The 26742-nt window shown below is 64.4% G+C and carries 31 protein-coding genes; 14 read left to right on the plus strand and 17 right to left on the minus strand.

The genetic code is table 11. The features are described 5' to 3' along the window. From COA07_RS16755 to COA07_RS16780, 6 genes are all read right to left on the minus strand, one after another. The coding region (locus tag COA07_RS16755) for a recombinase family protein (RefSeq protein WP_141396566.1) at positions 1 to 372 on the minus strand (372 nt) is incomplete at its 3' end. Between the two features lie 351 nt (positions 373 to 723). Beyond that, entirely contained in the window at positions 724 to 1434 is a 711-nt protein-coding gene (locus tag COA07_RS16760; RefSeq protein WP_066707260.1) for a VIT1/CCC1 transporter family protein, read from the minus strand. A 173-nt stretch (positions 1435 to 1607) separates the two neighbouring features. Then, positions 1608 to 2927: a sensor histidine kinase gene (locus COA07_RS16765; RefSeq protein WP_211250653.1), complete on the minus strand. Its 1320-nt coding sequence runs from the start codon at positions 2925 to 2927 to the stop codon at positions 1608 to 1610. A gap of 1 nt (position 2928) precedes the next feature. Then, positions 2929 to 3615, minus strand: a complete 687-nt coding sequence (locus tag COA07_RS16770; protein WP_066707257.1) for a response regulator — start codon at positions 3613 to 3615, stop codon at positions 2929 to 2931. Beyond that, a complete protein-coding gene (locus COA07_RS16775) occupies positions 3596 to 4198 on the minus strand; it encodes a cytochrome b/b6 domain-containing protein (RefSeq protein ID WP_066707281.1) in 603 nt (200 codons plus the stop codon). Before COA07_RS16775 ends, COA07_RS16770 begins: the two co-directional genes overlap by 20 nt. Before the next feature lie 2 nt (positions 4199 to 4200). Further along, positions 4201 to 4482, minus strand: coding sequence for a PepSY domain-containing protein (locus COA07_RS16780; RefSeq protein WP_066707254.1), 282 nt, complete (start codon positions 4480 to 4482; stop codon positions 4201 to 4203). A gap of 193 nt (positions 4483 to 4675) precedes the next feature. Between COA07_RS16780 and COA07_RS16785 the strand changes: the two genes are divergently transcribed. Further along, positions 4676 to 5155 carry an acyl-ACP desaturase gene (locus COA07_RS16785; protein ID WP_051693705.1) on the plus strand — a complete coding sequence of 160 codons (480 nt, stop codon included), beginning with the start codon at positions 4676 to 4678 and terminating at the stop codon, positions 5153 to 5155. Between the two features lie 187 nt (positions 5156 to 5342). On the opposite strand, the gene COA07_RS18370 is transcribed toward COA07_RS16785, so the two are convergent. The 3 genes from COA07_RS18370 to COA07_RS18095 are packed head-to-tail and all read right to left on the minus strand — an operon-like array spanning position 5343 to position 7012. After that, positions 5343 to 5684 carry a Rap1a/Tai family immunity protein gene (locus COA07_RS18370; protein WP_088183015.1) on the minus strand — a complete coding sequence of 114 codons (342 nt, stop codon included), beginning with the start codon at positions 5682 to 5684 and terminating at the stop codon, positions 5343 to 5345. A 3-nt stretch (positions 5685 to 5687) separates the two neighbouring features. Further along, on the minus strand, positions 5688 to 6620 hold the full coding sequence (locus tag COA07_RS16790; RefSeq protein WP_242122070.1) for a DUF1259 domain-containing protein: 933 nt from the start codon (positions 6618 to 6620) through the stop codon (positions 5688 to 5690). A gap of 17 nt (positions 6621 to 6637) precedes the next feature. After that, positions 6638 to 7012, minus strand: a complete 375-nt coding sequence (locus tag COA07_RS18095; protein ID WP_088189746.1) for a Rap1a/Tai family immunity protein — start codon at positions 7010 to 7012, stop codon at positions 6638 to 6640. Between the two features lie 66 nt (positions 7013 to 7078). Between COA07_RS18095 and COA07_RS16795 the strand changes: the two genes are divergently transcribed. From COA07_RS16795 to COA07_RS16805, 3 genes are all read left to right on the plus strand, one after another. After that, complete coding sequence (locus COA07_RS16795) at positions 7079 to 8038, plus strand: chromate resistance protein ChrB domain-containing protein (protein ID WP_242122069.1); 960 nt, start codon at positions 7079 to 7081, stop codon at positions 8036 to 8038. Between the two features lie 12 nt (positions 8039 to 8050). Beyond that, the gene (gene chrA, locus COA07_RS16800) at positions 8051 to 9280 is read left to right on the plus strand and encodes a chromate efflux transporter (RefSeq protein ID WP_083956697.1); all 1230 of its coding nucleotides are present in this window, start codon (positions 8051 to 8053) and stop codon (positions 9278 to 9280) included. A gap of 66 nt (positions 9281 to 9346) precedes the next feature. Beyond that, the gene (locus tag COA07_RS16805; RefSeq protein WP_083956696.1) at positions 9347 to 10042 is read left to right on the plus strand and encodes a DUF2490 domain-containing protein; all 696 of its coding nucleotides are present in this window, start codon (positions 9347 to 9349) and stop codon (positions 10040 to 10042) included. An 81-nt stretch (positions 10043 to 10123) separates the two neighbouring features. Here COA07_RS16805 and COA07_RS16810 read toward each other — a convergent pair whose 3' ends face one another. Continuing rightward, a complete protein-coding gene (locus COA07_RS16810; RefSeq protein ID WP_088184517.1) occupies positions 10124 to 10858 on the minus strand; it encodes a DUF6118 family protein in 735 nt (244 codons plus the stop codon). 6 nt (positions 10859 to 10864) lie between these two features. Next, positions 10865 to 13780, minus strand: coding sequence for a Ti-type conjugative transfer relaxase TraA (traA, locus tag COA07_RS16815; protein WP_066707242.1), 2916 nt, complete (start codon positions 13778 to 13780; stop codon positions 10865 to 10867). A gap of 174 nt (positions 13781 to 13954) precedes the next feature. On the opposite strand from traA, the gene COA07_RS16820 reads away from it, so the two are divergent. The 5 genes from COA07_RS16820 (at position 13955) to COA07_RS16840 (ending at position 18056) form a co-directional block, all read left to right on the plus strand. Beyond that, the gene (locus tag COA07_RS16820) at positions 13955 to 14284 is read left to right on the plus strand and encodes a conjugal transfer protein TraD (protein ID WP_066707240.1); all 330 of its coding nucleotides are present in this window, start codon (positions 13955 to 13957) and stop codon (positions 14282 to 14284) included. A 13-nt stretch (positions 14285 to 14297) separates the two neighbouring features. Beyond that, a complete protein-coding gene (locus COA07_RS16825) occupies positions 14298 to 14522 on the plus strand; it encodes a conjugal transfer protein TraD (RefSeq protein WP_066707237.1) in 225 nt (74 codons plus the stop codon). Further along, positions 14519 to 14800 (plus strand): hypothetical protein, encoded by a 282-nt coding sequence (locus tag COA07_RS16830; RefSeq protein WP_066707234.1) that lies wholly within the window; start codon positions 14519 to 14521, stop codon positions 14798 to 14800. The genes COA07_RS16825 and COA07_RS16830 overlap by 4 nt, the downstream gene beginning before the upstream one ends. Then, positions 14800 to 16350, plus strand: a complete 1551-nt coding sequence (locus tag COA07_RS16835; protein WP_083956695.1) for a type IV secretory system conjugative DNA transfer family protein — start codon at positions 14800 to 14802, stop codon at positions 16348 to 16350. Before COA07_RS16830 ends, COA07_RS16835 begins: the two co-directional genes overlap by 1 nt. Before the next feature lie 794 nt (positions 16351 to 17144). Continuing rightward, positions 17145 to 18056, plus strand: a complete 912-nt coding sequence (locus tag COA07_RS16840; RefSeq protein WP_066707232.1) for a replication initiation protein — start codon at positions 17145 to 17147, stop codon at positions 18054 to 18056. Positions 18057 to 18106: 50 nt separating this feature from the next. Here the strand turns inward: COA07_RS16840 and COA07_RS16845 are convergent, their stop codons facing one another. From COA07_RS16845 to COA07_RS16855, 3 genes are all read right to left on the minus strand, one after another. Next, positions 18107 to 18394, minus strand: a complete 288-nt coding sequence (locus COA07_RS16845) for a ribbon-helix-helix domain-containing protein (RefSeq protein WP_083956694.1) — start codon at positions 18392 to 18394, stop codon at positions 18107 to 18109. Next, the gene (locus COA07_RS16850) at positions 18394 to 19026 is read right to left on the minus strand and encodes a nucleotide-binding protein (RefSeq protein WP_066707230.1); all 633 of its coding nucleotides are present in this window, start codon (positions 19024 to 19026) and stop codon (positions 18394 to 18396) included. The genes COA07_RS16845 and COA07_RS16850 overlap by 1 nt, the downstream gene beginning before the upstream one ends. A gap of 66 nt (positions 19027 to 19092) precedes the next feature. Continuing rightward, complete coding sequence (locus COA07_RS16855; RefSeq protein WP_066707228.1) at positions 19093 to 19725, minus strand: transcription elongation protein SprT; 633 nt, start codon at positions 19723 to 19725, stop codon at positions 19093 to 19095. A gap of 381 nt (positions 19726 to 20106) precedes the next feature. Between COA07_RS16855 and COA07_RS16860 the strand changes: the two genes are divergently transcribed. The 4 genes from COA07_RS16860 (at position 20107) to COA07_RS16875 (ending at position 23345) form a co-directional block, all read left to right on the plus strand. Continuing rightward, the gene (locus COA07_RS16860) at positions 20107 to 20496 is read left to right on the plus strand and encodes a type II toxin-antitoxin system RelE/ParE family toxin (protein WP_245842213.1); all 390 of its coding nucleotides are present in this window, start codon (positions 20107 to 20109) and stop codon (positions 20494 to 20496) included. Continuing rightward, positions 20474 to 20797 carry a helix-turn-helix domain-containing protein gene (locus tag COA07_RS16865; protein ID WP_066707225.1) on the plus strand — a complete coding sequence of 108 codons (324 nt, stop codon included), beginning with the start codon at positions 20474 to 20476 and terminating at the stop codon, positions 20795 to 20797. The genes COA07_RS16860 and COA07_RS16865 overlap by 23 nt, the downstream gene beginning before the upstream one ends. Before the next feature lie 150 nt (positions 20798 to 20947). Further along, the gene (locus COA07_RS16870) at positions 20948 to 22600 is read left to right on the plus strand and encodes an HsdM family class I SAM-dependent methyltransferase (RefSeq protein WP_211280989.1); all 1653 of its coding nucleotides are present in this window, start codon (positions 20948 to 20950) and stop codon (positions 22598 to 22600) included. Between the two features lie 88 nt (positions 22601 to 22688). Continuing rightward, positions 22689 to 23345, plus strand: coding sequence for a hypothetical protein (locus COA07_RS16875; protein WP_066707220.1), 657 nt, complete (start codon positions 22689 to 22691; stop codon positions 23343 to 23345). A 72-nt stretch (positions 23346 to 23417) separates the two neighbouring features. Here the strand turns inward: COA07_RS16875 and COA07_RS16880 are convergent, their stop codons facing one another. Continuing rightward, positions 23418 to 24125: a hypothetical protein gene (locus COA07_RS16880; RefSeq protein WP_066707217.1), complete on the minus strand. Its 708-nt coding sequence runs from the start codon at positions 24123 to 24125 to the stop codon at positions 23418 to 23420. Positions 24126 to 24136: 11 nt separating this feature from the next. Then, positions 24137 to 24736 (minus strand): recombinase family protein, encoded by a 600-nt coding sequence (locus COA07_RS16885; RefSeq protein ID WP_066707214.1) that lies wholly within the window; start codon positions 24734 to 24736, stop codon positions 24137 to 24139. 209 nt (positions 24737 to 24945) lie between these two features. On the opposite strand from COA07_RS16885, the gene COA07_RS16890 reads away from it, so the two are divergent. Then, positions 24946 to 26319 (plus strand): transposase, encoded by a 1374-nt coding sequence (locus tag COA07_RS16890; protein WP_018251189.1) that lies wholly within the window; start codon positions 24946 to 24948, stop codon positions 26317 to 26319. Between the two features lie 23 nt (positions 26320 to 26342). On the opposite strand, the gene COA07_RS16895 is transcribed toward COA07_RS16890, so the two are convergent. Continuing rightward, a partial coding sequence (locus tag COA07_RS16895) for a recombinase family protein (protein ID WP_169924244.1) occupies positions 26343 to 26742 on the minus strand: 400 nt, incomplete at its 5' end.

The following is a 26742-nucleotide window of genomic DNA, read 5'->3' on the forward strand; positions in this document are numbered from 1 at the left end:
CTCGCGCTCGAACTCGGCGAAGGCGGCAAAGATGCCGAAAGCCAGGCGGCCGTTGGCGGTGGTGGTGTCAATCTGCGCGCCGGCGCCAGTCAGTACCTTCAACCCGATGCCGCGCTCACGCAGCGCCTCGGCGGTGATGACCAAATGCCTCAGGTCACGTCCGAGGCGATCCAGTTTCCAGAGCACCAGTGTATTGCCGGGCTGCAACGCCTTGAGACAGGCAGTCAGGCCAGGACGCGCATCATGACGACCCGACGCGAGATCCTCATAAATGCGTGAGGCATCGACGCCGGCGGATAGCAGCGCGTCGCGCTGCGGTGACAGCGTCTGCGATCCGTCAGCCTTGGATACCCTCACATATCCGATGAGCATCATCACCCCGCCAGAAAAGATATCTAACACCCTGCAATGTGCCGGTGGTTTCCGCAACGGGTATTCCGACCGCTAGGAAGCTTCGATGAGGCAAAAACCGCTACCGCCAGAAAACCGGTCGTTTTTCTGGCGGTTGGTGTGCGCTGTGAGTGCCCCGTCGCTTCACGGCCAAAGACAGTTACGGTGGAGGCTTCGGGAAACTTCGGCAACAAATTAGCGTGGTGCCGGATACGATCAGCTTTGCGAAAGGGGGGGCTGACCATAGGCGTGGGTGGCGATGCGTTTGCTTACTCGTTTTCGGGACGTAGCGGTGCGGACTAGTGTCGCATCGCCGCGGGCAACGAAAAGCTTTTAAACCACCGTCCCGGTGAAAGCCCCAATAAGGGCCGTCATCCCCATCGCAAGGACACCCAGTAAAACCACCCGGATCATGGCGCGCCCGATCGGGGCGCCGCCCGCCTTCGCTCCAAGCGCACCCAGCACGCCAAGCAGCACCAATGCCGTTGCTGGTACCGCATAAAGCACAGCGCTATGCGGTGCTAATGCAGCGATCACGGGTAGGATCGCGCCGGCGGCAAATGCCAAGGCCGAGGATACCGCGGCCTGCATCGGCTGCGATGCGCCGTCGTCAGCAAGGCCAAGCTCATCACGGCGATGCGCTCCCAGAGCGTCATGTGCCATCATCTGTTCGGCCACCTGAATCGCTAGCGACGGCTCGACGCCACGCCCTTCATAGATTGCGGCCAGTTCCCGCGTTTCGGTCACGGGCGAACGTTCCAACTCGGCCGATTCCCGCGCAAGGTCAGCGTTCTCGGTATCCGCCTGCGAACTGACCGAAACATATTCGCCCGCCGCCATCGCCAGTGCACCCCCGACCAATGCTGCTACCCCCGCAACAAGGACTGTGCTCGCAGTCGAGCCTGGCGCGGCTGCGACACCGACGATCAGGCTTGAAACAGAAATGATTCCGTCGTTGGCACCGAGCACCGCTGCGCGAAGCCAGCCTGTACGGTGGACGAGATGATGTTCTCCTGGCGCGTGATCGATGGCGTCGGTCGTCATTGGCTATCCTAAAGTATGTCGAACTCGGTGAGCCGCCGAGTGGGCGGGAATTGGATTGTATTTGGCTCCGGACAGCAGTGCAGGGATGATGGAGCGATGTAGCTACGCCAGGTGCGTTGCGGCACGGGCCTGACGAACAGCTGACGAAAGCGATGGCTCCCGTAATTTCAAGGCTAGACCTCGAGTCGGACGCGAAACGAAGCACCCCCGCCTGTCGCGTTTTCGACGCTGACCGTTCCACCATGCGCTTCGGTCAACCGTTGCACGATGCCAAGGCCTAGGCCCGCTCCGGTAGAGCTGCGGCGATCCTTGCGCCAGAAGCGGTCAAACACGTGCGGAAGATCGACCTCTGCAATCCCCGGCCCGTAGTCACGGACCGTCAGCTGTGGACCGGGTCCCGCGCTTACGTCGATGGGCGTGACGCCGGGCGCGTGTGACAGCGCATTGTCGATCAGGTTGCGATAGATGCGGAAGATCGCTTCCGGGTGCCCGATCGCCGCGGTGTCGCCGAAGCTCTCGAAACGTAGATCACGCTGCGCCGCGAACACCTTTGGCGCCATCGCGGCCACGACGTCCCGGCCGATGTCGGCGATATCGATGGCAACGTGGCCATCGAGGGCCAGCGCGTCGGCTTGGGCGAGATCGAGCATCTGTTCGACGAGACGGGTCAGGTGCCGCGCATCGGCCTGCAGTTCGTCCCGTTGCTTGCCTGCGGGGAGCCGATCGAGCGATAGCTGCATGATCGACAACGGTGTGCGCAGCTCATGTGCGGCGTTGGCAGTGAACTCCCGCAGAGTCGCCATCGCTGCATCGAGCCGACCGAGCGCCCGATTGACGGCACTGACGAGCGTGTTGACCTCTCGCGGCTCACTCGGCTCCGAAAGGCGAAGCAGGGTGTTGTCGGGTTCCAGCGCGTCCACTTCGCGCTCGGCATGGCGGAGCGGTTGGAGCACCCGGCGGACGGCGAAGACGTTGAACAGCAACAGCAACAGCGACAACGGGATCAGCGGCAGCATCACGTGCTGAATGATCTCGTTCACGATCACCGGCACATAGGGGCGGATGCCGTCGCCCTCGAACTGCATCGCCAGCCATCGCCGCTCCTCGCCGCGATCGATCGCGCGAACGCCCGATATCCGATAGCCGCGAGGAGTCTGTTCGCGCCGCGTCCAGTCGACCAGGGTTGACGCGCCGTCGATCCCGGTTTCCCCTACCCGCCGGAGTTCGGGTGATCCCGGTTCGACATAGCGCGCGGACCAGGATTCGGCCCCCGGCGGTCCGGTTAGCAGGTCGGGCGACAGCACGCCGCCTGCCTGAGCCTTCGTCGCTTCAAGCGTCAGCAATTCCTGCGCGAGCGATTCGGGCTGGCGACTGTAGGTGAACACGACGATCCCGACATCGAGTGCTGCGAACAGCAGCGTGAACGCCGCCAGACGCGCCGCAATCTGTCGGAACAGCGTAGGGGGCCGTCGCCTTGGCCGAACCGCGTCCATCCTATTCACCAGATACGCTTGGCGCGAACAGCGCATAGCCGACGCCGTGCACGGTGCGGACCTGCACGTCCGCCCCGGCGGCGGTCAGGCGCTTGCGCAGCCGCGATACTGCCGCTTCCAACGCATTGGGCGTTACCTCGGCGTCCATCGCATATAGCGTATTCTCAAGCGCCGGCTTGGCGACGACGTGTCCGGCGCGGCGGAGCAGAACTTCGAGCAGGTTGATTTCACGCGGCGTCGCGTCGATCGCGACGCCGCCCACGTCGGCCGACCGTGAGGCACAATCGAGCACGACGTTGCCCGCGGCGAGCTGGGTGCCGAGCGACGCCCCGGGTCGTCGCAGCAGGGCACGACACCGCGCCGCGAGCTCGGGAATCTGGAACGGCTTCACCAGATAGTCGTCAGCGCCCGCGTCGAGTCCGGTGACGCGATCGTCGAGGCCACCTCGCGCGGTCAGGACAAGGATCGGCGTCGCATTCTTGTCCCGGCGGGAACGGCGGACGATGTCCAAGCCGTCTCCATCGGGTAAGCCAAGGTCGACCAGTAGCAGGTCATATGTCGCCACCTTCATCGCCAGCTCGGCGTCCTCGACGGTCTCGACCCAATCGACCGCGAAACCCTGCGGGATCAGGCCGTCCCGAACCAGGCTGCCGAGCCGGGCGTTGTCTTCAATCAGCAGCAGGCGCATGGTCGATGTCGGTCCCCGTTGGTGCACGTTTGTAGCCAGTGACCATCGCCAGCGGCAGGTTTTCCCGGTGCCGCACGCTCTCGACGATCGCACCGATGACATGCAGGGCTACCGCGCCGATCAGAACATTGGCGGCGGTTTCGTGCAACGTCTCGACCCAGCCCACACCCCAGAATTGGTCGAGCCCCATCATCCATCCGCTGGTCCCCACCGTCGCCAGCAGGACAAGGAGGACGACGATCATTGCGCCTCCGGCCGGGTTGTGCCCGATGTAGCGCGGCTCGCGCCGGGCAGCCATCGCGCGAAAATAGCGCAGCAACACGAACGGGCCTGGCACGAAGCTGGCGAATTGCGCGTAACGCCGGCCGATAACACCCCAGATCAGCCGGATCGCCAGCGCCGTGACGACAACGTAGCCGACATAGATATGCGGCGGCTCCTCATGCCGAAGGAACGTCAGGTTGGCGATCACACCTCCTACCACGGTCCAGTGAAAGATGCGGACGATCGGGTCCCAGACCTTGACCCTGCCGCGGTTGCGAGCAGGGTCTCGGGAAGGAGCCGCTGGAGCGACGTGGCTCATCGTCAGTCGACGTTGTTCTGAACGACCGCGCCGTTCACCGGGTTGAAATAGACCTCGGCGCGCTTGCCGTCCTTGGTGTGGGCGTAGATTTCGTAGCAGCTGCCGGACACCTGAAAGACCTTGACGTCGCGATAGCCCATCTTGGCGACGCGGCCTTTCATTTGTGCCGGCGTCATCCATTTGGCCTGAGGCGCCTTGGTGCAGACGGGCGACGCCATCGCCATCGGCGCAGCTGCGACGGCGGCGAGAAAGGCTGCGACCTTCAAGGGGGCAAATCGGATCATCGAACGAGCTCCTGTCAGAGGCGGGATAGCCTCGATGACCGGGAGATCGCAGCACCGCCTGACCGAAACCTGACGGCACAGCGAGTTTTTCCGACGGCTCGAGAATGCGGTTGCCGCGGACCTGTCAGGTCGTCGTCAGGACCGGGGTCGATAGCGGGGCAGCCGCACTTCCGGCGGCAATGGAGTATCGACCATGATGAAGTCCCTGATCGTCGCTGCCGCCGGTGCCGCGACCATTTTCGCCGTCAGCGTGACCGCCGCGCCGTCGGCGCCGACCCGCCCGCTAGCCGCCAGCACGCGGGCGAACCTCGAAGCCGCGATGCACGGGGAGGCTTATGCCAACCTGAAGTATCTGCGGTACGCCGACCAGGCGCAGGCGGCGGGAAAGCCCGAACTCGCCAAGCTCTTCCGCGCATCGGCCAACGTCGAGGCCAACGAGCACTTCGATCGCGAAGCGCAGGCGCTGCGGCTCGGCAGCAGCAACAATGTGAACCTCGAAGATGCCATGAAGGGCGAGCACTACGAGAATGTCACGATGTACGTGAATTTCGCCAAGGAGGCGGAAGCGGCCGGCGACAAGAAGGTGGCGCAGATGTTCCGCCAGATCGCGGTCGACGAAGGCACGCATTACGCGGCTTACAAGGCTGCCCTGGCAAAGCTCCCCCGTCGCTAAGCCAGCTGCAGGCGCCGGCCCGGCCATCCCCCCGGCGGGCCGGCGCATCAAATCGGGATCGTTCGATAGGTTTTTAACACACGCCCGCCGAATGGGGCCTGAAAGAGCGCTCAGTGCCCTAATCGCGCAACATCAATTCGAACGCGAGATTTTCAACAGCCACGACCGGTTGCGACACCAAATATCGTTATTGTGGTGAGTTCGACCGACAGGGCCAAGTCTCGCTCATTGCGCGCTCTGCGCCCGCCATCATGTGCTTGTCGTGGAAGTAGGTGTTGACATCCGCCCAGCGCACATAGGCGGTCCGTAACCGATGACGATTGTAACGAGGTGGATCACAGACCCTCTGCTGGGCGATCATCATGTCAACTATGCCCTGGAGGTAAGCTCCGCAGCCCGGCTCGCCTGCCCGGCAGCTCGTGAGCAGCGCCAGACCCTGCATATCGCTTGGTGTTTCGTCTTGAGCGAGCGCGCCTGTAGGCGCCAGCGCGGCTGCGGCGAACAGCGCCGTCCACCAGTTCCGTGTCATAGGTCAGCTCCGTTGCACATTCGTTTTGTCCAATGCTGCACGGAGCCCGCGTGCGAGCTTCTGAGCATCGTCGTTCGCCCAGAAGTGCATGAAGAAGAGCCGGGGCTGGTCATCCAGCATGTGATTATGGAGCGCGGTCACCTCGATGCCGCCAGCGCGTAGCGCGCGGAGCACGGGATCGACCTCGGCCGCGGTGAGCACAAAGTCGCCGGTGATCGCCGCCCGGCCGGAGCCAGTCGGCTGAAAGTTGATCGCGGTCGCGGTGCCCATGGACGCTGGCGCGGGCATGCCGCCATCGCTCAGTTTCTCCGCGCGCGGAAAGCTGAACTGATACACGCCGCCGTTGGGCTTGCCCTTGCCATCCATCAGCCGGTCGAGCGCGGCGGTGTCGAGGGCGATTGGCGGCGACGAGCCCGCGCCAGCGGACGGCGGCTGCGAGTCCCTTGATGGTGCCGTCATCGGTGTACGGCTGGCGGCGAGCGCTTCGCGGAGGGCGGTCGCGAGCTTCACGGGGTCACCATGGCCGCCGATGTGCATGTACATGGTCGCGGGCGCGGAACGGAGCAGATGGTTGTGGAGCGCGGTGATCGTGAAGCCGGATGCCAGCAAACGGCTCATGACCGGATTTACCTCCTCATGCGTCAGCACGAGGTCGCCCATGATCATTACTTGGTCGCCCATGGGGTGGAACGCCGCCCAGGAGCCGAGGGCGAGCGCCGGCTTGATTGTCACACCGTCGAGCTGAACGTTCAGATCACTGCGGGGGAAGCCATAACGGCGAACACCATCGGGCTGCGTCGTTCCGGCTCGGCCAAGGCTCTTGTCCACGAGCGCCCACCTGTCGCGGTTCGCCTCGGGCGGTGCCGCTTGCGGGTTTGTCTGGGCGGCGGCTGGCGCAGCGAGCGCGATCGCCAGCGGGAGCAACAAGTGACGCAATGCTTCTCTCCTCGATCTCAATTGGTTTGTCGGCATGGGAAGCGTTGGCGTAGCGTCATCGTCACACCCGCCAACCGGGGCAGGTTGGCTGCATGACGGTTCTCTGCCGCCCACGCCAGGAAGATACGGCTCAGCTCGTCCGCTTGAACGCCTCGCCCGCAGATTCCGGCTTCGCTGCCGCCGTTGCCGAAAGCGGAAAGCGTCTCAGCGGCACCAGCGAGATACGCCTCGCAGCGGCCGTTCGCCTTCCTGTTCGTCTCGTCGGCACACGTCCGGTAGAACTGCGCTACCGTCTCATAGCGTGGTTGGGCCGGGGCAGACGAGGCCGCTGAGCACGGCAGCATGGCGGCAGTACCTGATCCAACGGCACGCATCGCGGTCTCCTCCTCCAAGTTTTAGCTCATCCAAGTAAACGATACAAGTGTACGTTCGTTGCGTCACTATGTTACAGGTGCTTCATGCCTGATGTTTCCTCGCCTGAGCCGCGCGACTGGCTGCTGCTGATCCCACAGCTTCCGTCCAAGCCCGCCTATCTGCGCGTGCGGGTATGGCGGCGCTTGCAGGCGATGGGAGCCGCCCCGCTCAAGAATGCCGTCCACGCGCTCCCTGCTCGCGACGACACCCGCGCGCTCTTCGAGGAACTCAGAGCGGAGATCACCGCCGGGGGCGGCGAGGCGCTGATCCTGGAGGCCCGGCTGGTCGAGGGGATGGTTGACGCGGAGCTTCGCGCCTTGTTCGACGCAGCCCGCGACGCGGATTACGAGGAGTTGGCGCGCGAAGCGCGGACGATCGCCGAGGCGGAATACGTGTCGTCAGCCGACGTTCGGCGCCTGCGTAAGCGCCTGGACGAGATCGCAGGGGTCGACTTCTTCGGGGCGCACGGACGGCAGGCGGCGGACGCCGCGATGACCCAAGCGGAGGGTCGCGCCGGCCGCCACCCCGACGTGAGCGGACCGGGAGCGCCGGAGCTGACGCCCGTGGAGCTGAAAGGCCGCACTTGGGTCACACGCCGTCACGTGCATGTCGATCGCATCGCGTCGGCCTGGCTCATACGTCGGTTCATCGACCCGAGCCCCAGCTTCAAGTTCGTGGATGGCAAGGACTACCAGCCCGAGCCCGGCGAGCTTCGCTTCGACATGGCGGACGCGGAGTTCACACACGAAGGCAACCGCTGCACCTTCGAAACGCTGACATATCGGACGGGGCTCGATGGCGATCAGGCGCTCGTTGCGCTTGCCGAGATCATCCACGACCTCGACATCGCCGACGACAAGTTCGGTAGGCCGGAAACCGCCGGCATCGCTGCGCTCATCAACGGCATCTGCGCGGGCACCGACGTTGACGTTGAGCGCATCGCCCAAGGGTCAGGCGCGCTCGACGGCTTCTACGCACATTTCACCAAGCGACGCGGCGCATAAGGGGAGCAGGACATGTCAAGCATCGAACATCCTGTCCCGGCGGGCGCGGCCCTGGATGAAGCCCGGCCGCCAGAGCTAAGTTATCCCGCGCTATTCCTGCGCTTCTTGCGCTTCGGCATGATGGCGTTCGGCGGACCCGTGGCACAGATTGCAATGATCCGGCGCGAACTGGTGGACGAGGAGCGCTGGATACCCAGCGACCGGTTCAACAAGCTCCTCGCGGTCATGCAGGTGCTCCCCGGGCCCGAAGCGCATGAACTCTGCGTTCATCTCGGCATCCGCGCCAAAGGACGGCTGGGGGGCCTTCTCGCAGGACTCGGCTTTATGTTGCCGGGCCTCGTGCTCATGCTCGCGCTCGCCTGGGCGTACACGCGGCTCCCGATCCAAGGAACGCTCCTCGGAGCCGCATTCCTAGGCGTCCAAGCAGCGGTGATCGCCGTCATTGTCCGCGCGGTCCATCGCATCGGTGAGCACATCTTGCTCGACCCGTGGCTGTGGGCCGCAGCAATTGCGGCGGCGGCTACATCGCTCGCTGGCGTCAGCTTCTGGATCGTGCTTCCGGCGGCCGGCGCGGCCTACGCGCTCGGCTCCACCGGGCGCTACGCCTTGGCTACGGTCGTGGTGTCTCTCGCAGTCGGCATGGCGGCCCTCACCTGGGGGGGAGGCCCGGAAGCCACGGGAGCCGCTGCCGGCGCTCTGGGACCCGCTCCCACCACCGCCGCCCTGTTCTGGGCCGGGTTGAAGGGCGGGCTCCTCACCTTCGGCGGAGCCTACACCGCGATCCCGTTCATCCGGAACGACACGGTGGGACGGGGCTGGATGACCGACGCGCAGTTCCTCGACGGACTTGGCCTTTCGGGCATCCTGCCGGCTCCGCTCGTCATCTTCGCCACTTTCGTCGGTTGGATCAGCGGCGGGCTCGCGGGCGCGCTAGCGATGACGGCTGGCATGTTCCTTCCCGCCTTCGCCTTCTCGCTCCTGTTATACGATCGGCTGGAAGCCGTGGTCGAGCACAAGCGGTTGCAGCTCTTCCTTGCTGGGGTGGCGGCCGGCGTTGTCGGCCTGATCGTGGTGACGGTCCTCGACCTCGCCCGGACTACGGCCGCGCGCACCCCGAGCCTAGTCACCAGCGCGCTCATCTTCGCTGTCGCGCTCGGGGTCATGTACCGCTGGAAGAACAAGCTCGCCACGCCCGTCGTGCTGGCGATCGGGGCTGCGATCGGCGTGGTTGGCCTGAGCTAGTCGACAAGCCACCGCAGCCCAGAGCCTCACCATCTCTAGTCCAATCCATCAAGGGGAGCAGAGCCGATGAAGATGCCGGTCCTTCGACAAATGTCCTTTATGCTCGCTTGTGTCGGGAGCGCTTCCCTCTGTACTCCCGCTCATGCGCAGGACGACACGCAAGCATGGGGCGCAGTAATCGCTACGGGTCCAGTACGCGGTGACCTATTCCTGTGGCTTGAAACGCAGGCCCGTGCGACCGATGATGTCGGGGGAGGCAGCCAATTTATAGCAAGGCCGGCGATCGGCGCGCGGATCGCACGCGACGCTCACGCAATCGCCGGTTACGCCTACATTCGCACCGATCCTGCTAATGGCCAGACAGTCAATGAACACAGGCTCTGGCAGCAGGTCCAGTTCGCCGCTGTTCGGGGACGGGGCGGAGCTCCGCTGGTTATCAGCCGCACGCGGCTCGAACAGCGTATGATCGAGGGCCGAGAGGACACCGGATGGCGACTGCGCCAGTTCGTTCGGTTGCAGGTGCCGATTGCGCGCGAAGGGGCGGTGCAGGCGGTCGCCTTCACCGAGGGGTTCTTGAATCTGAACTCGACGATCTGGGGCGCTCGTGACGGGGTGGACCAGTGGCGCACTTTCGTCGGCATTGGTGTACCGGTCGCGCACCGGGTGCGGATAGAGCCAGGCTATCTGAACCAACGCGTGTTTCGACGGGGAGAGGATCGTACCAATCACGTGTTGAGTGCAACTCTGTTCGTCGGGCTTTAACAAAAGCACACAGGCACGGTGGTGAAGTCGGCAAGTTCGGTTCGCCGTCACAATCCAGCTGATTCCGGGTACTCTCCACGCCTATCGCTGCTCTTCCGGCTTTATCCTGATTGTACAACTCACTGCCTTGCCCGTCTTGATCGCGGCCTTCTCGCACCTTTCGATCATTTCGCGATTCGCCGTCACAATTTTATCGCCCGCGACGATCGCGCTAAACGCGGTCGAGCTGGCGCTCTGCATCATCCGCTGCCCTGCTTCCCAACGGGGAAGGTCGAGCGTCCGTGCCGCCATTCGCTCGGGCCATTGCCAGCTCGCCGGCGCGACCTCGCGCGCGACGAGGCCGGGCAGGATCGCCCATGCAAGGATGCCCGCCGCCGCGCCGCCCAGCCCGAACCATAGCTGCCGGTTCTTCTGGTCCGCCCGTGTCCATGCGGACCCGGCGACGGCGCGAAGCTCGGCCATGATGCGGGCCTTGTCCTCGCCCGCTTTGGCGAGCGCCGCCTGGTCCTCACGCCGTGCGGCGTTGCCCGCTGCGGCGATCCGCTGCGCCATCTGCTCGGGCGTCATCGCCAGCGCCGGACTCCGCGCGATCACGTCATTGATGACCGCGATCCGGTCGGCCGTGGCGTCCACGCCTTGCTGCATCCGCCCCAGCGTCTCGGTATAGTCCGGCACGTCGATATGCGCCCGCTCGGCCGCCAATCCCTCCACGGCACGGCGTAGCAACGCCAGCTCGCGGTCCTGGCCTTCTATGACGGCGCGCAACCGGTCGAACGCCTCCGCCGGATCGCCGCCTTCCTGAATATCGTCGTCCATCGTCACCTACCGGCTCATGCCACGGTCGCGGTCGCGGCCAATCGTGACCGACTGCGCCAGCTCGTTTGCGATCGACCGGCCGCGCTCCATTTTCAATTCCAGCTCGGGCGCGCGACGGTGCAAAGCAGATTCGAGCTGCGGGTCGCGTTGCAGCCCGCCCGCGATGCTCTCCATGCGCTTGCCGAGCCGCTCCGCACCCGCACGGTCGCCAGCACGCTCCATGCTGGCCCGCGCCTCCTTCAAGCCCTGCCACTGCTCCACGAACCGGCCCGCGCGTTTCTCCGGGTCGATGCGGACCTGGCGCTCCGCCTCCATCGCCTTGGCCGCGCCGCCCGTGTTCCCCTCGGCCGCGTCACGCGCGAGCCGGGGGTCGCGCTCGATCGCGCTGGCAAGGTCACGCGCGCCATGCGGCCGCACCTGGTCGAGCGCGTCGCCGGCCTTCGCCAGCGCCTGTTCCTGGTGCGCCAGCACCGGCAACCCCTTGTCCCGCATCCGGCCTATATCGGCTGCGGCGCGCCCATAGCGTTCGATCGCGCGGGCCTGCGAGGATGCCAGCGGCCGATCGGCCGCGACACGATCCGGCGACGTCGCCTTCTCGGTCGCCGGCTTCGGCCGGAATCCGTCGAACATGCCCCTGGCCTTGTTGCGGACCTTCTCCACCACCTGGCGCGCGAGTTCCGGGAACCGGATCTCGCGCCGATCGGCGAACGCGCGCGCCTGGTCCTGCTCGGGCCGGGCATAGTCACCCGCCATGTCCTTGCCCCGGTCGCGCGACAGGGCGCGGACGAGCTGGCGCTGATCGGCGAAGTCATCGCGGCCATAGTGGAGCTGCACGTCGTCGCGGTGTCGCGACATGCCGACATAGGCGCTGTGCCGGTCCATGCCGGGGGTGGCGAGGACATGAGCACGATCGACTGTTACGCCCTGCGATTTGTGGAACGTCGCCGCATAGCCATGATCGACATGGGCATAATCCTTGGTGTCGAAGGCAACGCCGCGCCCGTCATCGAGGCGCACCGCCATGCCCTCGGGCGATACCCGCTCGATCGTCGCAAGCGTGCCGTTCTTGACCCCCATGCCGCGCTCGTTGCGCAGGAACATGATGCGGTCGCCGGTCGCGAACTGCCGCTCGCCGCGCTCGGCCTTCACTGTCACGTCGTCGCCAAGGTCGCCGGATGCGCGCAACCGGTCGCGCGCCTCGCCATTGAGGCTCTGCACCTCGGCATTGGTGTGGGTGAGGATGATCCGGCTTTTGCCCGGCTCGGCCTGACGCGCCCGATCCCAGCCGTCGACCAACTCGCCCCGCGCCGCCTCGCGCGTGTCGGCCGCGTGGACCATGCCGTTGCCGCCATAGGCATGGATCGCCTCGCCGGTGCGCCCGGTCGCCAACGCGCGGGTCGCATCACGCTGCCAGTCCTCGCGCTGCCGGCGTATCTCGGTGATCTCGGCCGCGCCGTGGCGCTCGGTGACGCTGCGGAACGCCGCGCCCGCCTCGATCGCCTGCAACTGCTCGGGGTCGCCGACCATTACGACCTTGGCCCCGGCATCGCGTGCCTGGGACAGCACCCGCTCCATCTGACGCGAGCCGATCATACCGGCCTCGTCCACCACCAGCACGTCCTTGGGACCTAGCTGCTCACGCCCCCGCCCCCATGCGTGTTCAAGGCTGGCGATGGTGCGGGACTGGATGCCGGACCCACCCTCAAGATTCTCGGCCGCGATGCCCGACAAGGCCGCGCCGCGCACCGTGTAGCCCTGCCCCTCCCAAGCCTCGCGCGCGACGCCAAGCATCGCAGATTTACCGCTGCCGGCATAGCCGACGACGGACGCCAGCCCCACGTCGCCGGTAACATGATCGAAGGCGTCACGCTGCTCGGCCGACAGGACAAGACCACGCCCCTCGGCCGCGCTGATCGCGGCGTCACGCTGCCGGTCGCCGACGCCATGCCCGATACGGCCTGCCAGCTCGTCGCCGGCACGCTCAAGCCGATTCTCCACCGCGATCATATCGCGGGAAGTAAACCGCTCCTGGTCGCGACCGTCCTTCCCCAACGCGACCAGCTCGGGGCTGGCGCGCACCGCCCCCATCACCTGGTCGAACTGCTCCTTGCCGTCGCTGTGTCGGAACGCGAACGTCGCAAGGTCGCGGGTGGTGAACGTGGCCTGCTGCCGCATGATCGCGTCCAGCGCGACATTGGGGTTGGCGATGATCTTCTCGCCGTTCTCGCGGGCGATGCGCGTGTGATCCTCGATCCGCTCCGCCTCAAGTCCCTGCTCCGGCCGGCGCGATGCTGCGGGTCCGATCTTGTGTTGCGGCTCCAGCCCGATCCCCTGCGCCTCATAGGAGCGATGATCGATCCGGCCCTCAAGCCCCAGCTCGGCCATGCGCTCGTTGACATGCGCGCTCCACGCCTCGCGCCAGTCCTTCAGCAGCTCGGTGCTGTTCCAATCCCGGTTCTTCTTCCCGAACCCCTCCGGACCGACTTCGCGCATCGTCATCATTACATGCGCGTGCGGCTTGGGCGTGTCGTCCTTCGCCTTGTCCCAATGCACGTTCAGGTCCGCGACCATCCCGCGATCGACAAACTGCTTCTTCACGAAATCGCGGGCGAGCTGGACGCCCTGCTTCTCGTTCATCTCGCGCGGAATCGAGAACTCCACCTCGCGGGCAAGCTGCGCGTCCTTGCGCTTCTCGCCTGCCTCCACCTCGTTCCACAAGGTTGTGCGGTCGTTTAAACGCTCCGGTGCGCCCTCTGGCAACATCACCTCGGAGTGGATCACGCCCGCCTTGTTGCTGAAATCGTGATCGCGGTTCAGCCGATCATCGTGCAGCTCGGACGCGGAACGATAGGCGGCGCTCGCAACCGCACTCGATCCGTTCGCGCGGCTCACAACCTTGGCGGAGAAGTGGTAGATCGCCATGACGCTCCGCACACTGCCCTACTTAGCGCACGTCGGCAACGACGTATAAGCGCGCACTCATCCTCCGCTTCGCTCCTCCTGACTGACTTGGTGCTGCTTCCTGATCGTTCCGGCTTTACCCTCAAGCTGGGTGCGCTAGAATGCTGGTTATCAATGCACGGAAGGGGGAAGGCGATGCGGAAGGTTCGCGATTACGATGCCGAGCTGAAGGCGCTGGACGACAAGGCACGATCCCTCAAGGCGAAGCGGGTCGAACAGTTGGGCCAGCTTGTCGCCGCAACCGGGGCCGATGCGCTCGATGCGGAAACCCTCGCCGGCGTGCTGCTCGATGCGATCGGATCGAAGGATGCGGACGCGAAGGAGGCATGGCGCGCGAAGGGCGCGGCCTTCTTTCAACGGCGCGGGCGCAAAGGTGCTGGCGCTGCTGCAATCGACGGATCGAGGACTGCGGCTGAACCGGGCAGCGACGCTGCGGGCGGAAGCGGCGGAACGACGAACGGATAGTAGGGGCTGGGTCGTGCAACGTCGCGAACGGACACGCCACCTGATTGAGCTGGGCGGGCTGGTCCAGAAAGCCGGCCTGGTCGATCTGACCGACGACGATCGCGCCACCCTTTACGGCGCGCTGCTCGATCTCGCCGGGCGTGGTCGCGGCGACGATTCCAGCGACGTGCTGGCGCTGTGGAAGCGGCGCGGCAAGCGGGCGTTCGACGCGGAAGCGGAAGGGAGCGAAGCGCCATGAGCGATTTTGATATCGAGGCGATCCGCCGCCAGGTCCGCGCGATGGATTTCGTGCGCGGCACACCGGCGGAAGTCGCCATGTGGCACGAGGACATGGCGGACTCGCGCGCCAACCTGGTCATCGAGAATATGGTCCCGACGCCTAACGACGATGCGTTTTTCGCGATGATGCTGGATGAGGGCGTGCCCCCTCCCCTCGTCTCACAAATCCTGCTCCGGCTGCTCGATCATCCCGACGCCGATCGGTCCCTGCCGGTCACGCCGATGGAAGCGCACTGATGCCCAGGCGACGGATCAGCCCGCTGTTCGCGGTCTTCGTCGCCTTCGTGGTGCTGATGGCGAGCAACGCCTGGCTCAAGAGCATTTTCGGTTATGGCGAGATCGCGACCGACATTCCGTTTCTGCTGGCCGGCGCGATCCTGTTCCTGGCCTGGCGCTTCAACCGACGTGCCGCCAACCAGCGCAACGATCTGCTCGGCTCCGCTCGTTTCGGCGACCGTACCGACGTGCGGAAGCTGGAGGCGAACGGGGATCTCCTGATCGGCCGCTCGGCGAAGTCGGGCAAGCTGCTCCACTACGACGGCGCTGCGCATCTGCTGACGATGGCACCCACCCGCTCGGGCAAGGGCGTCGGCACGATCATCCCCAACCTGTTGCTGCTCGATCGCTCAGTGATCTGCATCGACCCCAAGGGTGAGAATGCTCGCGTCACCGCCCGGGCGCGTGCCGCCAAGGGAAAGGTCTGGTGCCTCGATCCGTTCGGCGTGTCGGGTCAGCCCCCTGCCCGCTATAATCCGCTCGACCGGCTCGATCCCGCCAGCCTCGATCTTGCGGAAGATGCCAACACCCTCGCCGACGCGCTGGTCCACGACGCGCCGGGACAATCGGGCGAAGCCCACTGGAACGAGGAAGCCAAGGCGCTGATCGCCGGGCTGATCCTGCACACCGTCGTCCACGAACCCGCCGATCGCCGCGTGCTTGCCGTCGTGCGCGACAAGCTGACGCTCGCCCCTGCCGGCTTCGCCGCGCTGCTCGCCGATATGCAGGACAGTGCCGGCGCCGGTGGCCTGATCGCCCGCGCCGCCAACCGCCAGCTCGGCAAGTCTGATCGCGAAGCGGCCGGCGTGCTGTCCTCGGCGCAGCGCCACACCCACTTTCTCGACAGCCCGCGCATCGTCGCCAGCACGGCCGCGTCGGATTTCACCTTCGCCGGGTTGAAGGACACGACCGCCACCGTGTTCCTGTGCCTGCCGCCCGATCGGCTCGATACCTATGCCCGCTGGTTGCGGCTGCTGGTGAGCCAGGCCGTCAGCGACATGGCGCGGTCCACCGCCCGCCCTGCCCGGCCCGTGCTGTTCCTGCTCGATGAGTTCGCTGCGCTCGGCCGGCTGGAGCCGGTCGAGCGGGCGATGGGGCTGATGGCGGGCTATGGCCTCCAGCTCTGGCCGATCCTTCAGGACATGCACCAGCTCAAGGCCACCTATGGCGAGCGCGCCGGCACGTTCATGTCCAACGCGGGCGTGATCCAGACGTTCGGGGTCAACGATCATGCGACCGCCGACATGCTCTCGCGCACGATCGGCGACACCACGATCGAATATGATACTGTCAGCACGTCACGCGGCACGGGCTGGGGCGAGAACCGGGCCGGTCCCTCGGAAAGTGTCAGTGGTCATGTTTCAACGCGCCGGCTCGCCACGCCCGACGAAATCATGCGGATGCGGCCCGACCAGCTCCTGCTGCTCCGCCAGGGCGAACACCCGCTCGCGGTCGAGAAAATCCGTTACTACGACCAGCGCGAGTTCGCCGGGCTGTTCGATCCGGTGTAGCAATATCGAGCATTCGCCGAGTCATTGTATAGGCGTATACACCGTTGCACTTTCTTCCAGATCGCGGCGAAAAGTGAGCTTTGGGGTATCTCCTCACTTTTGGTCGATGGGCTGGTAACGGCCATCCTCTCCAGCGCCCCGCTGGACCGATCGGCGGAACAAGGCGCACCATCTCTCCCAGCGGGTCGTTTTGAGGCTCCACGGGCCGGAAATGGCCCTCCTGCGGCCGATTTGCCAAGCACCGTCCTTCGTAATGCTGCGCTGTCGGTCGTGCGTGGCTTACTCGAAAAGCCATTTGGACAGTTCGGCTTGGTGCTAACGTTGGTGATGTTGGAAGTGCTTGCCCGGTTCCTCGCCGGCGTAGCCGGCGATCAACAAAGGCGTATCGGCCGTTAGGCCGATTCAGTTTGTCCTTTCTTGCCCGTGCGTTGTGTGATGTCGCTGGTGGGTGAAACCTCGACAGGAGCCCAAGTTATCCACAGGCGGGGCTGCCCCAAAGCTCACCGTTGGCCTTCAGATTCAATAATTCTTCTTAGATTCAAGATTCAGGGCTCCGAAACCCTTGGTTTTCTGCGGGAAATGGCCCCGAAAAGTGAGCGTTAGGGTCGAGTCGCGTGAGTTTTGGGGTAGCCTTCGGTGAGTGTTGGGGTCGGTAAAAGTGAGCGTTGGGGTCGAGTCCAGTGAGCTTTCGGGTAACCGTCCGATCCACGGTGAGTTTTGGGGTATCCCTCACCATCCAGCGAACGGCGAGCTTTCGGAATTGCCTAGCTCACCGTTGGTGGTAAGGTGAGCGAATGTCTCACTCTAACTCACCTTTGGATGGCGCAAAAGCCGAGCTTGCCTTGGTTGATAATCCTGCCCGCACCCTTGCGCAGAAAGGGCGTGGAAACCCTTTCGATCCGGCCAATTACGGGGAAATCGTCAAGCCTGGCGAGCTGGTCGATATTGTCGAACTGACTCCCCTCACCCTCGCCGATCGCCGCATCTACAATCTCCTGATCGCCAACGCCTGGGAGCGTATCGGCGAGCCGATCATCCATCGCATCGCCAAGACCGCGCTCAAAGGCACGCACCAGGGCAACGAGCGCATCGAAAGCTCGCTGCTGCGTCTGATGGGCACCATTGCCATCGTCACCATCCGAAAGGCCGGTAAGAGCTACAAGCGGCGCGTCCAGCTTCTTGGCCCCAGCGACGAAAGCCTCGAGAAGGACGGCTTCCTCCATTACCGCATTCCCGAGGAGCTGATCGAGATACTGCGCAACAGCGAGGTCTATGCCCGCCTCAAGACGCAGGTGATGTATTGCTTCGAGTCCAAATACGCGCTGTGCCTCTATGAGATGATCGAGCGCCGTATTGGGCTCGAATACAAACAGAGCGAAGAGTTCACGATTGCGGAGCTGCGCGGTCTGCTCAACGTGCCCGAAGGCAAGCTCGAGCGCTTTGCCGATCTCAACAAATATTGCCTCAAGGTCGCCCAAGAGGAAATCAATAAGCTCTGCCCTTTCTATGTCGATTTCACGCCGATAAAAAAGGGCCGCAAGGTTGAGCGGGTTGCCCTGATGTGGCTTCCGAAAACATCAAGCGGCCGGCGCGACGCGCAAAACCTGATCGACCAGCACAGCATCGTCCGCCGTGCCAAGCTGCGCGGCGGTATCCCCGAAATGCCGGTGTTGGTGGATTTTAGCCTGCCCGCCACCCAACGGTGAGCCCCTACCCCAAAGCTCACTTTTGAAGTTAGGCGTATACGCCTATACGCCTATACGTTACGCGCGACACGCCCCCTGCCCTTCTTGACGAACAGGTCGTCCAGCGCCTCGGCCAACAGATTCTGCACCGTCGTCCCCTCCTCGGCCGCAAGGATGCGAAGTTGGGTGCTGACCTCGGGCGCGAAATGGCCGCCAATCAGCTTGGTCCCCTGCCGGCCGCTCGGCGCTGCCTTAGCGGGTGTCGATGCGGGCGGCGCGATCGGTGTGGTGGTTGCCGGCGTCTCGCCGCCAGCCTTGGCGCGATCCAGCATGGCCTGGAGCGTGTTGCCCTTCGCCATCACACCGCCTCCTTATCGTATAGGCGTATAGCCGTATACTCGTATAATCGCTTGATTTCGGCTGCGGCCGGCCCGTTCGGCTCATACTCCTGCACCGCCTGACCTTCGGCCTGCGCGCGGAAGAAGGCTTTGCGGTTGCCGATCGTCACGGGACAGACAGCCGCGCCCAACTCCTCAACCGCCTTCATCGCGTCGCCGGTCTCCTGACCCTGTGGCGGAACGAAGGTAAGCACGACAGCGAAGCTGCGATCGAGCTGTCGCACCACGTCGAGCGTGTGCGTCATGCTCATCGTGTCGAACACCGCCGTCTTGGTCGGGATCAGGATGAAGTCGGCATGACGCGCCGCTTCATAGGCAACGTCGCGGGCAACGGCCGCGCCGTCGATAACAGCAAGGTCCGTGCCGGCGTCGGCGCACGCTTTGAGCATCGCCGCCAGCCGCACCGGCTGAATCGAGGCGACGGCGGGCGTGTCGAGCTGGCGCACGTCCTTCCAGAACGAGGCTGTCGCCTGCGGATCAAGATCGATGATCGCTGCTGCCTTGCCGGCCTGCTCGGCCGCGACTGCAAGGCATGTCGCGAGCGTCGTCTTTCCGACGCCGCCTTTTTGCGACAGGATAGCCAGAACCTTCATGCTACACTCCTACGGGTATAGACTTATACTTGTATACAAATACTGCCGAGTGGGAAAGGGGCTGTGTCACTCATCCGGCGCGTCCTCTTCGTCGTCGAGCGGATCATGCTGCATCGGCCCGTGGCCCGCGATCGGACACAGCGGTGCGCCGGCGGTCTCCAGCCATTTGCGCGCGGTCCTGACCGTATAGCCGCAGGCCTGGCACTCGCATTTGAGCATCCGCGCCGTCTGCTTCTTGGGTGCGGTGGTTTCGCCGGCGGTGTCGAGGCGGGCATGGGGGAGTGGACCGGCAGCGGCGAGGATTGGCGCGACGGCGGCATGGAACACCTCGCCGGGCGTGGTCGCACGCATCGGCCCGACCAGCCCCAGCCCGACAGCGAGCCGTTTAAACGGCTTCCCATGTCCGGCCGGGATGCCGACTGCCGCGTGGACCAGTTCGTGCGCGAGGATTGCGGCGATCTGCGCGGCCATCGCATCGGGCGCGTGCGCGAGGTCCGGGCGGATGAAGATTTCAAAATGGCCGTCCGCACTGCGGCGGTTGTCCCAACACTCGCCGATTGCCTTGCCTTTTCGGCCGGCACTGGTGAAGCCGATCGCGACGCGCACGCGGTCGGGCAGGGGGGTGCCCAGCGCGTCGAATAGCGGAGCCATGCCTACCGCCACCCGATTGAGCCAGCTTTCTCGATTGTCCTGCTCCATTGTCTTGTCTCCTTCAAATCGCCCTGGGGGCGATGGCCTTCCGCCATCGGCCCTGCCTCGTGGCGAACAGCGGGGGAGAGGGGGGCAGCGAGAATCTGCCGGGGTGGTGCGGGCGCAGGCGATAGCCGAGCCACGGCCGGCTGATTGTCGTTGCTGGGGAGAGGGGGCGGCGCTCCCTTTCCCCTCCTGACGGGGATCTTCGCCGGCGACGCCGGCGGCCTCATGCGGGCCTTGGCCCGCCGCGCGAGCGATCGTAGCCCGTCAGGGACGAGACACCAGCACGGCGGCTCGGTCGGAGCGCAGCGGAGATAGAGCGCGGCCCGGCACGGGCGCGCCTGCCAACTCAAGGCGATTGAAAATAACCGGACTAGGTGCTACACAATGATGATGACGGACGGAGGACCAGCGCGAACATTCAAGACGGCCTGGTTCTCGAAGGCAGCACGCAAGGCACTGATCGCCGATAAGGAGCTATGTGCCGCCATTGCACAGGTGCGGAAAGGACAATGCGACGATCTCGGCGGGGGCGTGTTCAAGAAGCGGCTCGACAAGAACCGGCACCGCAGCATCATTCTCGCCAAAGGTAAACGCTATTGGGTCTATACCTACCTGTTCGCCAAAAACGACCGCGACAATATTACCGACGCCGAACTGACCGGCTTTCGTGATCTGGCCGATCTTTATGACGGCAAGACCGACGCCGAAATCGAGCTGGAGCTGAAAGCCAAGGAACTGACGGAGATTTGCCATGCCCGCGAAGCCCAAGTTTAAAAGCGACGCCTTCGAGGCGATCCATAGCAGCGCGTCCGGTATGTTCCGGGCGGGGACGATCACCAAGGCGACGATGCGCCATTTCGATGAGACGTGCCTGACCGTGCCGACCGCGTTCGCGCCGGCCGACATCAAGCATCTGCGCGAAAAGCACCACGTCAGTCAGCCCGTCTTCGCGCGCTACCTCAACACCAGCGAAAGCACGGTCGAGAAGTGGGAAGCGGGCACCAAAAAGCCGAGCGGCCTAGCCTTGAAGCTGCTCACGGTCGTCCAGAAGCATGGTCTGGAAGTGCTCGCCTGACTGTTGTTCGCACCGAGCAGCCAACGCCACCTGATCTGCGTTGCTGACGCTAGACAACGGAACAGATGGGGAACATACACGGAGTTAGCAGCCTCGCTCGAAGGGCCAACCCTCGCGGGGAGAGACATGTAGATTAAGGGATCGGACGACGTGGACACACCAGCATTGCGCAAGGCACGGGGAGCCTTCTTTACCCCGCCAGCGCTTGCCCACTTCCTGTCAGAATGGGCGATCCGGTCGAGTGCTGACACCGTGCTCGAGCCATCATGCGGTGATGCAGCTTTTCTGCTTCCGGCCGTTGACCGCCTGCGTGCGCTCGGAGCAAAGGCTGACATGCCGGGCCAGCTCCATGGCGTCGAAATCCACGACGCATCGGCGACTGCCGCAAACACCCGGTTGGCCGCACACGGCGCGTCGGCGCGGATCGCTATCGGCGACTTTTTCGACGAGGGTCCGCCACCGTCCAAATATGACGCGGTAATCGGTAATCCGCCCTATGTTCGCTATCAACAATTCAGTGGCGATGCTCGAGCTAAAAGCCTTCAGGCCGCGTTAGCGCAGGGTGTCCGATTAACTGGCCTTGCCAGTTCTTGGGCCGCATTCACAATCCATGCCTCCCATTTCTTGAAGGAAGACGGCCGTCTTGGCTTGGTATTGCCTGCCGAACTGCTGACGGTGAACTATGCATCGCAGGTGCGTCGTTTCCTGCTCGATCGGTTCGCCAAGGTTCGTTTGGTGTTATTCGAAGAATTGGTTTTCCCAGACGTGCTCGAAGAGGTCGTGCTGCTTCTTGCCGAGGGTAGCGGGGGCGCGCCGAGCTTTGAAGTTTATCAGGCGCGCAACCTCAACGACCTCGAGCGGATGTGCTCGGATTCGTGGGTTGGATATGCCCCGGCCGGTGATCAGAAGTGGACGCCGGCGCTGCTGCCGGCTGCGGCGCTCGATGTGTATGCGCGCCTGACCGATGATGCCGGATTCTCGACATTGCTGGGGGGATGGGGCGAAACCTATCTCGGTGCCGTTACCGGCAACAACGACTATTTCTCACTCACTCGAGCCGAGGTGGCCAAGCTCAAGCTCGATCAAAGCGAACTGCTGCCGATCTCGCCGCCAGGCTCCAAGCATCTGCGCGGGCTCACATTCGGTTCGGCCGCTTGGGAAAGCCTCGCCAAAGAGGGCAAGCGCTGCTTCCTGTTCGCACCCGGTCCAAAACCCTCGGCTGCTGCGCGCGCATACATCGCGAAGGGAGAAAAGGAAGGCGTCCACCTTACCTACAAGTGCCGCAATCGCACGCCCTGGTGGCGCGTGCCACTAGTCGAGCGGCCCGACCTGCTGTTCACTTATATGAACCATGATCGGCCTCGGCTCATCACCAACGACGCCGAAACACAATTCCTGAACTCGCTCTATGGTGTGAAACTCAATGACGCGGTGCGCGCGATCGGCCGTGAGCTGCTGCCTTTGGTGTGCCTCAATTCTGCAACGCTGCTGGGCGCAGAGGTTGTCGGCCGCGCCTACGGTGGTGGCATGTTGAAGCACGAACCTAGAGAAGCCGATCTGCTGCCAGTACCATCCGCCGCTACACTCGAGGCGGTAGCTGATGAACTGCGTGCAATCCGCCCCCAGATCGGCCGCGCCTTGCGTGGTGCCAAACCTCAGCGAGCAATCGACCTTGTCGATACCATCCTCCTCGAGCGACACCTCGGTTTGAGCCCACTGGAAGTGGGGGGCTTACGCGGGGCACGGGATCTTCTGTTTCAGCGCCGGGTGACTCGAAGCAGGAGCGAGCGTGCCACCAATTGAGAAGGCTATTGATGCTGCGCTACGTAGCCTGCCCCCAAAGCCGGCGGACGATGCCGCCTCGTCCGCAAAGAAAGCCTATAGCGAGCTGATGTCGGCGGCCGTGGCCGTCGCAATCGGCGCTGAACTCAGGCGACGCGGCTGCAAGGAAGCGCGACCCGCCGAACCAGGCGAGGTGGGAGGCTCGGGCGCGGAACGTCGCATGGCCGGCGGAATCGGCGCGAAGAAGGTTGATGTGACCTGGGCAACCGAAGCATCCGGGCTGCTGCTCGGTATCTCGATCAAGACCATCAACTTTCGTGACACCAAAACAAAGAACTTTCAGAAAAATCTCACCAATCGCCGTGGTGACATGCTGATCGAAGCGGTGACGCTACACCGCCGTTTTCCATATGCCGTACTGGCCGGCTTGTTCTTCCTGGATGCAGGCGCCGGGACCGATCACGTCCGTGCGGACGACGGCGCGCCCCGGCGGCGATCGACATTCGTCAATGCTCACCAGCGGCTCAAGCTATTTACCGGCAGGGCCGATCCCCACGACAGGGACGAACAGTTTGAGCGTTTCTACCTCATTCTGGTCGAAGCCTCTCCTACGGCATCGAGCGTCCGGGCTTTTCGTGTCGGTGACCCAGAGACGGAAGTTCCTATGCATGATCTCTTGAACGAGCTGATGACATTGGTTGCGGAACGGAACCCGGATTTCTACGAGTTCGACGATGTGACAGGTCAGCTAGGTCGAGCGAGCTGACGGTATCACTCCACAATGCGTGTCGATCGCCTGCTGGAACGGAGCGCCAGTCGAATGGCGCAGCATCATGTCTCAACGTCCAAAGATGCGGGCTAACAGCCCTGGCCTCCTCGGCTCCGGAGCTGGCACTTTTCGCACCATTGGCTCCGGACGCGCCAAGGCGACGATTTCATCCATCAGGTCGGCACGTCGCTTACCCCGCACTGCGGCCAGCTTGCTTTCCTGCTCGCGCCATAGCTCGGCGTAAAGTGCATGGGCGGTCGTGTGCGACTTTGGCTCGCCCCATGCTTCGCGCATCATCTTCCGATCGGTCTTGTTGAGGCCGAGAAGCTCATCGCATCCGATCACGTCATACGTGAGGTTGAGTTTGGCGAGCTTGGCATATGGCGTGCTCTCCAGGACGTTGAAGCCGGGCTCGCGCAACACCTCGCTATAGGGCACGCTCCAACTGCTCAGCGCCGCCCAATAGTGAAGCTGGCGCAGCTCGGCGTCGAACGGCTTCCCCTCCTTCTTGAGCTGACGGATGATCGCGCGCCGCGCGACCGCCATCTGGCTGAACGCTCCGGGCAAGGGCAACTGGCGTTCCGCCATCGCTAGACGTGCGGCCGGGTCGTCCTGCACGTCCTTGATCGCGTCGCCCCAGAATTGCCCGTCCACCTTTTCCGGTCCCGGCACGGCGGCCGTGGCGGTGCCGTTCTGGTTCTCCGTCCAAACCGGCGTCCACTGCGCCTCGCCTCGCCGGCGCGCGTCGTCGTCCGTTTTCGTGTCGATCCAAAGCATGGGCGTTCCTTTCACGCTCTCTTAGCGGGGAGCGGCGTCGCGCCCGATGCTCGCTCGCGATGCGCGCGCAACACGCGCTGCACGGTCGATCGCGACACGCGAAAAAGGCTGGCGAGTTGGGCAGGGGAACCTTGGCCGGATTCTGCCTTGGCGATGATCTCGGCGCGCTGCTGGCCGGTGAGGCTCGGCCGGCGTCCAAGGTGCCGGCCGGCTTTGCGAGCGTGCGCCAGCCCGTTCATGGTCCGCTCGCGGATCATGGCACGCTCGAACTCGGCGAAGGCTCCAAGCATCTGTGTCATCAACCGGCCCGGCGCGGTGGTGGTGTCGATCGCCTCCGTCACTGATCGGAACCCCGCGCCTGCGGCGGTGATCGCCTCAAGGGTGAACAGTAGATCGCGGAGCGAGCGCGATAGCCGGTCGAGTTTCCACACCACGAACACGTCGCCGGGCCTCAACGCGCCGATCGCGCGCGCCAGCTCGGGACGGTCAGCTCGGCCACCCGATGCCTCCTCCTGGTAGATGGGATCGCACCCCGCATCGCGGAGCGCGCGAAGCTGCGGGTCTATGTCCTGGGAGTCGCCTCGCGACACGCGGGCATAGCCAATTTCCATGCCTTCATTCTGGCACGGGGTTGTGACACCTGCAAACCCTTGGAAAAGCTGGGGCAGGGTGGCGGTGTCACAACCGACCGGGCCTGTTGAAAAATGCCGGACATGCCGGGTTGCTCCTTCGTTTCACCCCTATCGAAAGGAGCGTCGCTATGATGGGACCAGCCTGTCGCAGTAAGCGGGAAGGGGCGTCCTTCCGCACCGTAGAAGCCATGTTGCCCACAGACCACCTGCTGCGTCGCGTCGATCGATGGCTCGACATCGGCGAGTTGAGACAGGCACTGGCCGGTCATTACAGCGCACGGGGAAGACCATCGATCGATCCCGAACTCCTCATCCGCATGACGCTGATCGGCCGCATCTTCGCGATCGCGTCCGAACGGCGGCTGTGTGAGGAGCTGCGCTACAATCTGGCCTATCGCTGGTTCTGCCGTCTCGCGCCGGGAGACAAGGTTCCGCACCACTCCACGTTCAGCAAGAACCGCCATGGTCGCTTCCGCGATGCCAACGTGTTCCGGATCCTGTTCGAGAGCACGGTGAGACGCTGCATCAGAGAAGGACTGATTGGCGGAAAAGACGCCGCGATCGATGCGTCGTTCATAGCGGCTGATGCGAGCTGGCAGCGCAAGACCGTTCCCGGCTACCTGCCGTATGTCGCCAACGCGTCGCGCGCGGTTAGGGAGTGGGTGCACGACACAGGAGATGCCGTCTTTGAAATGGCGCGGTCGAAAAGCTGCCAAGGCATCTCTCGAACGGACCCTGCCGCGGCCTGGTCGGCGCGAACGGTGCGTGGCCGGTTCGGCTACGCCTTGAATGCGCTGGTCGACACCCCGAGTGGCGTCGCGCTCGATGTCGAGGCGACACCAGCTCGCTTCGCGGAGGAAGTTGATGCGGGGCGCGTCATGCTCGAGCGGTCGGCCGATCGGTTTGATTATCGCCCCAAGCGGGTCGCGGCCGATAAAGCCTATGGCAGCGCGAACTTCCTCGGCTTCGTGCGGGATCACGGCGCAACCCCACACATCCCCGTGATCGACCGGACGCAGCAGACCAAGGGCAAGCTGCCGCGAACGGCCTTCAGCTATGATCGTGGCACCGACAGCTTTACCTGCCCGACCGGCAAGACGCTCCGGCACCATGCCTTCCATCCTCCCACCGGCGTACACCGTTACGCGGCGGATGTTCGGGATTGCGAGGCGTGCGTGCTTCGGAAGAAATGCACGACGTCGCGGCGTCGTACCCTGGTTCGACTGGACGATGAAGACGTTCGCGATCTTGCCAGAGCCGAAGTGGAAACCGGGCTCTACAAGCGGTCTATGCGGTTGCGGCGCGGGGTCGAACGGTTCTTCGCCGACGCCAAGGGCAAGCATGGCATGAGGCGGCTTCACCTGCGCGGCATCCGCGGAGCGGAAGAAGAGTTCCTGATCGGCGCGGCGGTAATGAACCTGATGATACTGGCGCGACCACGTCGGCTGATCGGCAAGCCGCGCAGAGGTGTCTGCGTTCCCGCAGCCCTCACCCCGGCCGCCATCTCGGCCCGGTCGATCGAACATGACGTGATCGTCTCGCCCGCTCGGCAATATGCCTGATCGCTGAAGCGCGGCGTGCTTCATCACGCGGCGCGCAGTCGTTCTTTGCGGTACGGCACACCGTCAAGCAGTGCCTGGCCCGGCGCCTTGGGCGTGCCGTCACCGTTCACGTACATATAGAGTGTCGTCGTCGTCATCCCGAGACGGCGCGCGACATCAGCTGCGATCGCGTTACGATCGGACATGGCGGCCATCGCCATCGCCAGCGTTGCCTTGTCCATCTTGCGGGGCCGCCCTCCCATGCGCCCCCGCGCGCGTGCCGCAGCAAGGCCGGCCTGTGTGCGCTCGGCGATAAGCTCGCGCTCGAACTCGGCGAAGGCGGCAAAGATGCCGAAAGCCAGGCGGCCGTTGGCGGTGGTGGTGTCAATCTGCGCGCCGGCGCCAGTCAGTACCTTCAACCCGATGCCGCGCTCACGCAGCGCC

The sequence above is a fragment of the Sphingomonas adhaesiva genome, assembly GCF_002374855.1.
Classification (GTDB): Bacteria; Pseudomonadota; Alphaproteobacteria; order Sphingomonadales; family Sphingomonadaceae; genus Sphingomonas; species Sphingomonas adhaesiva.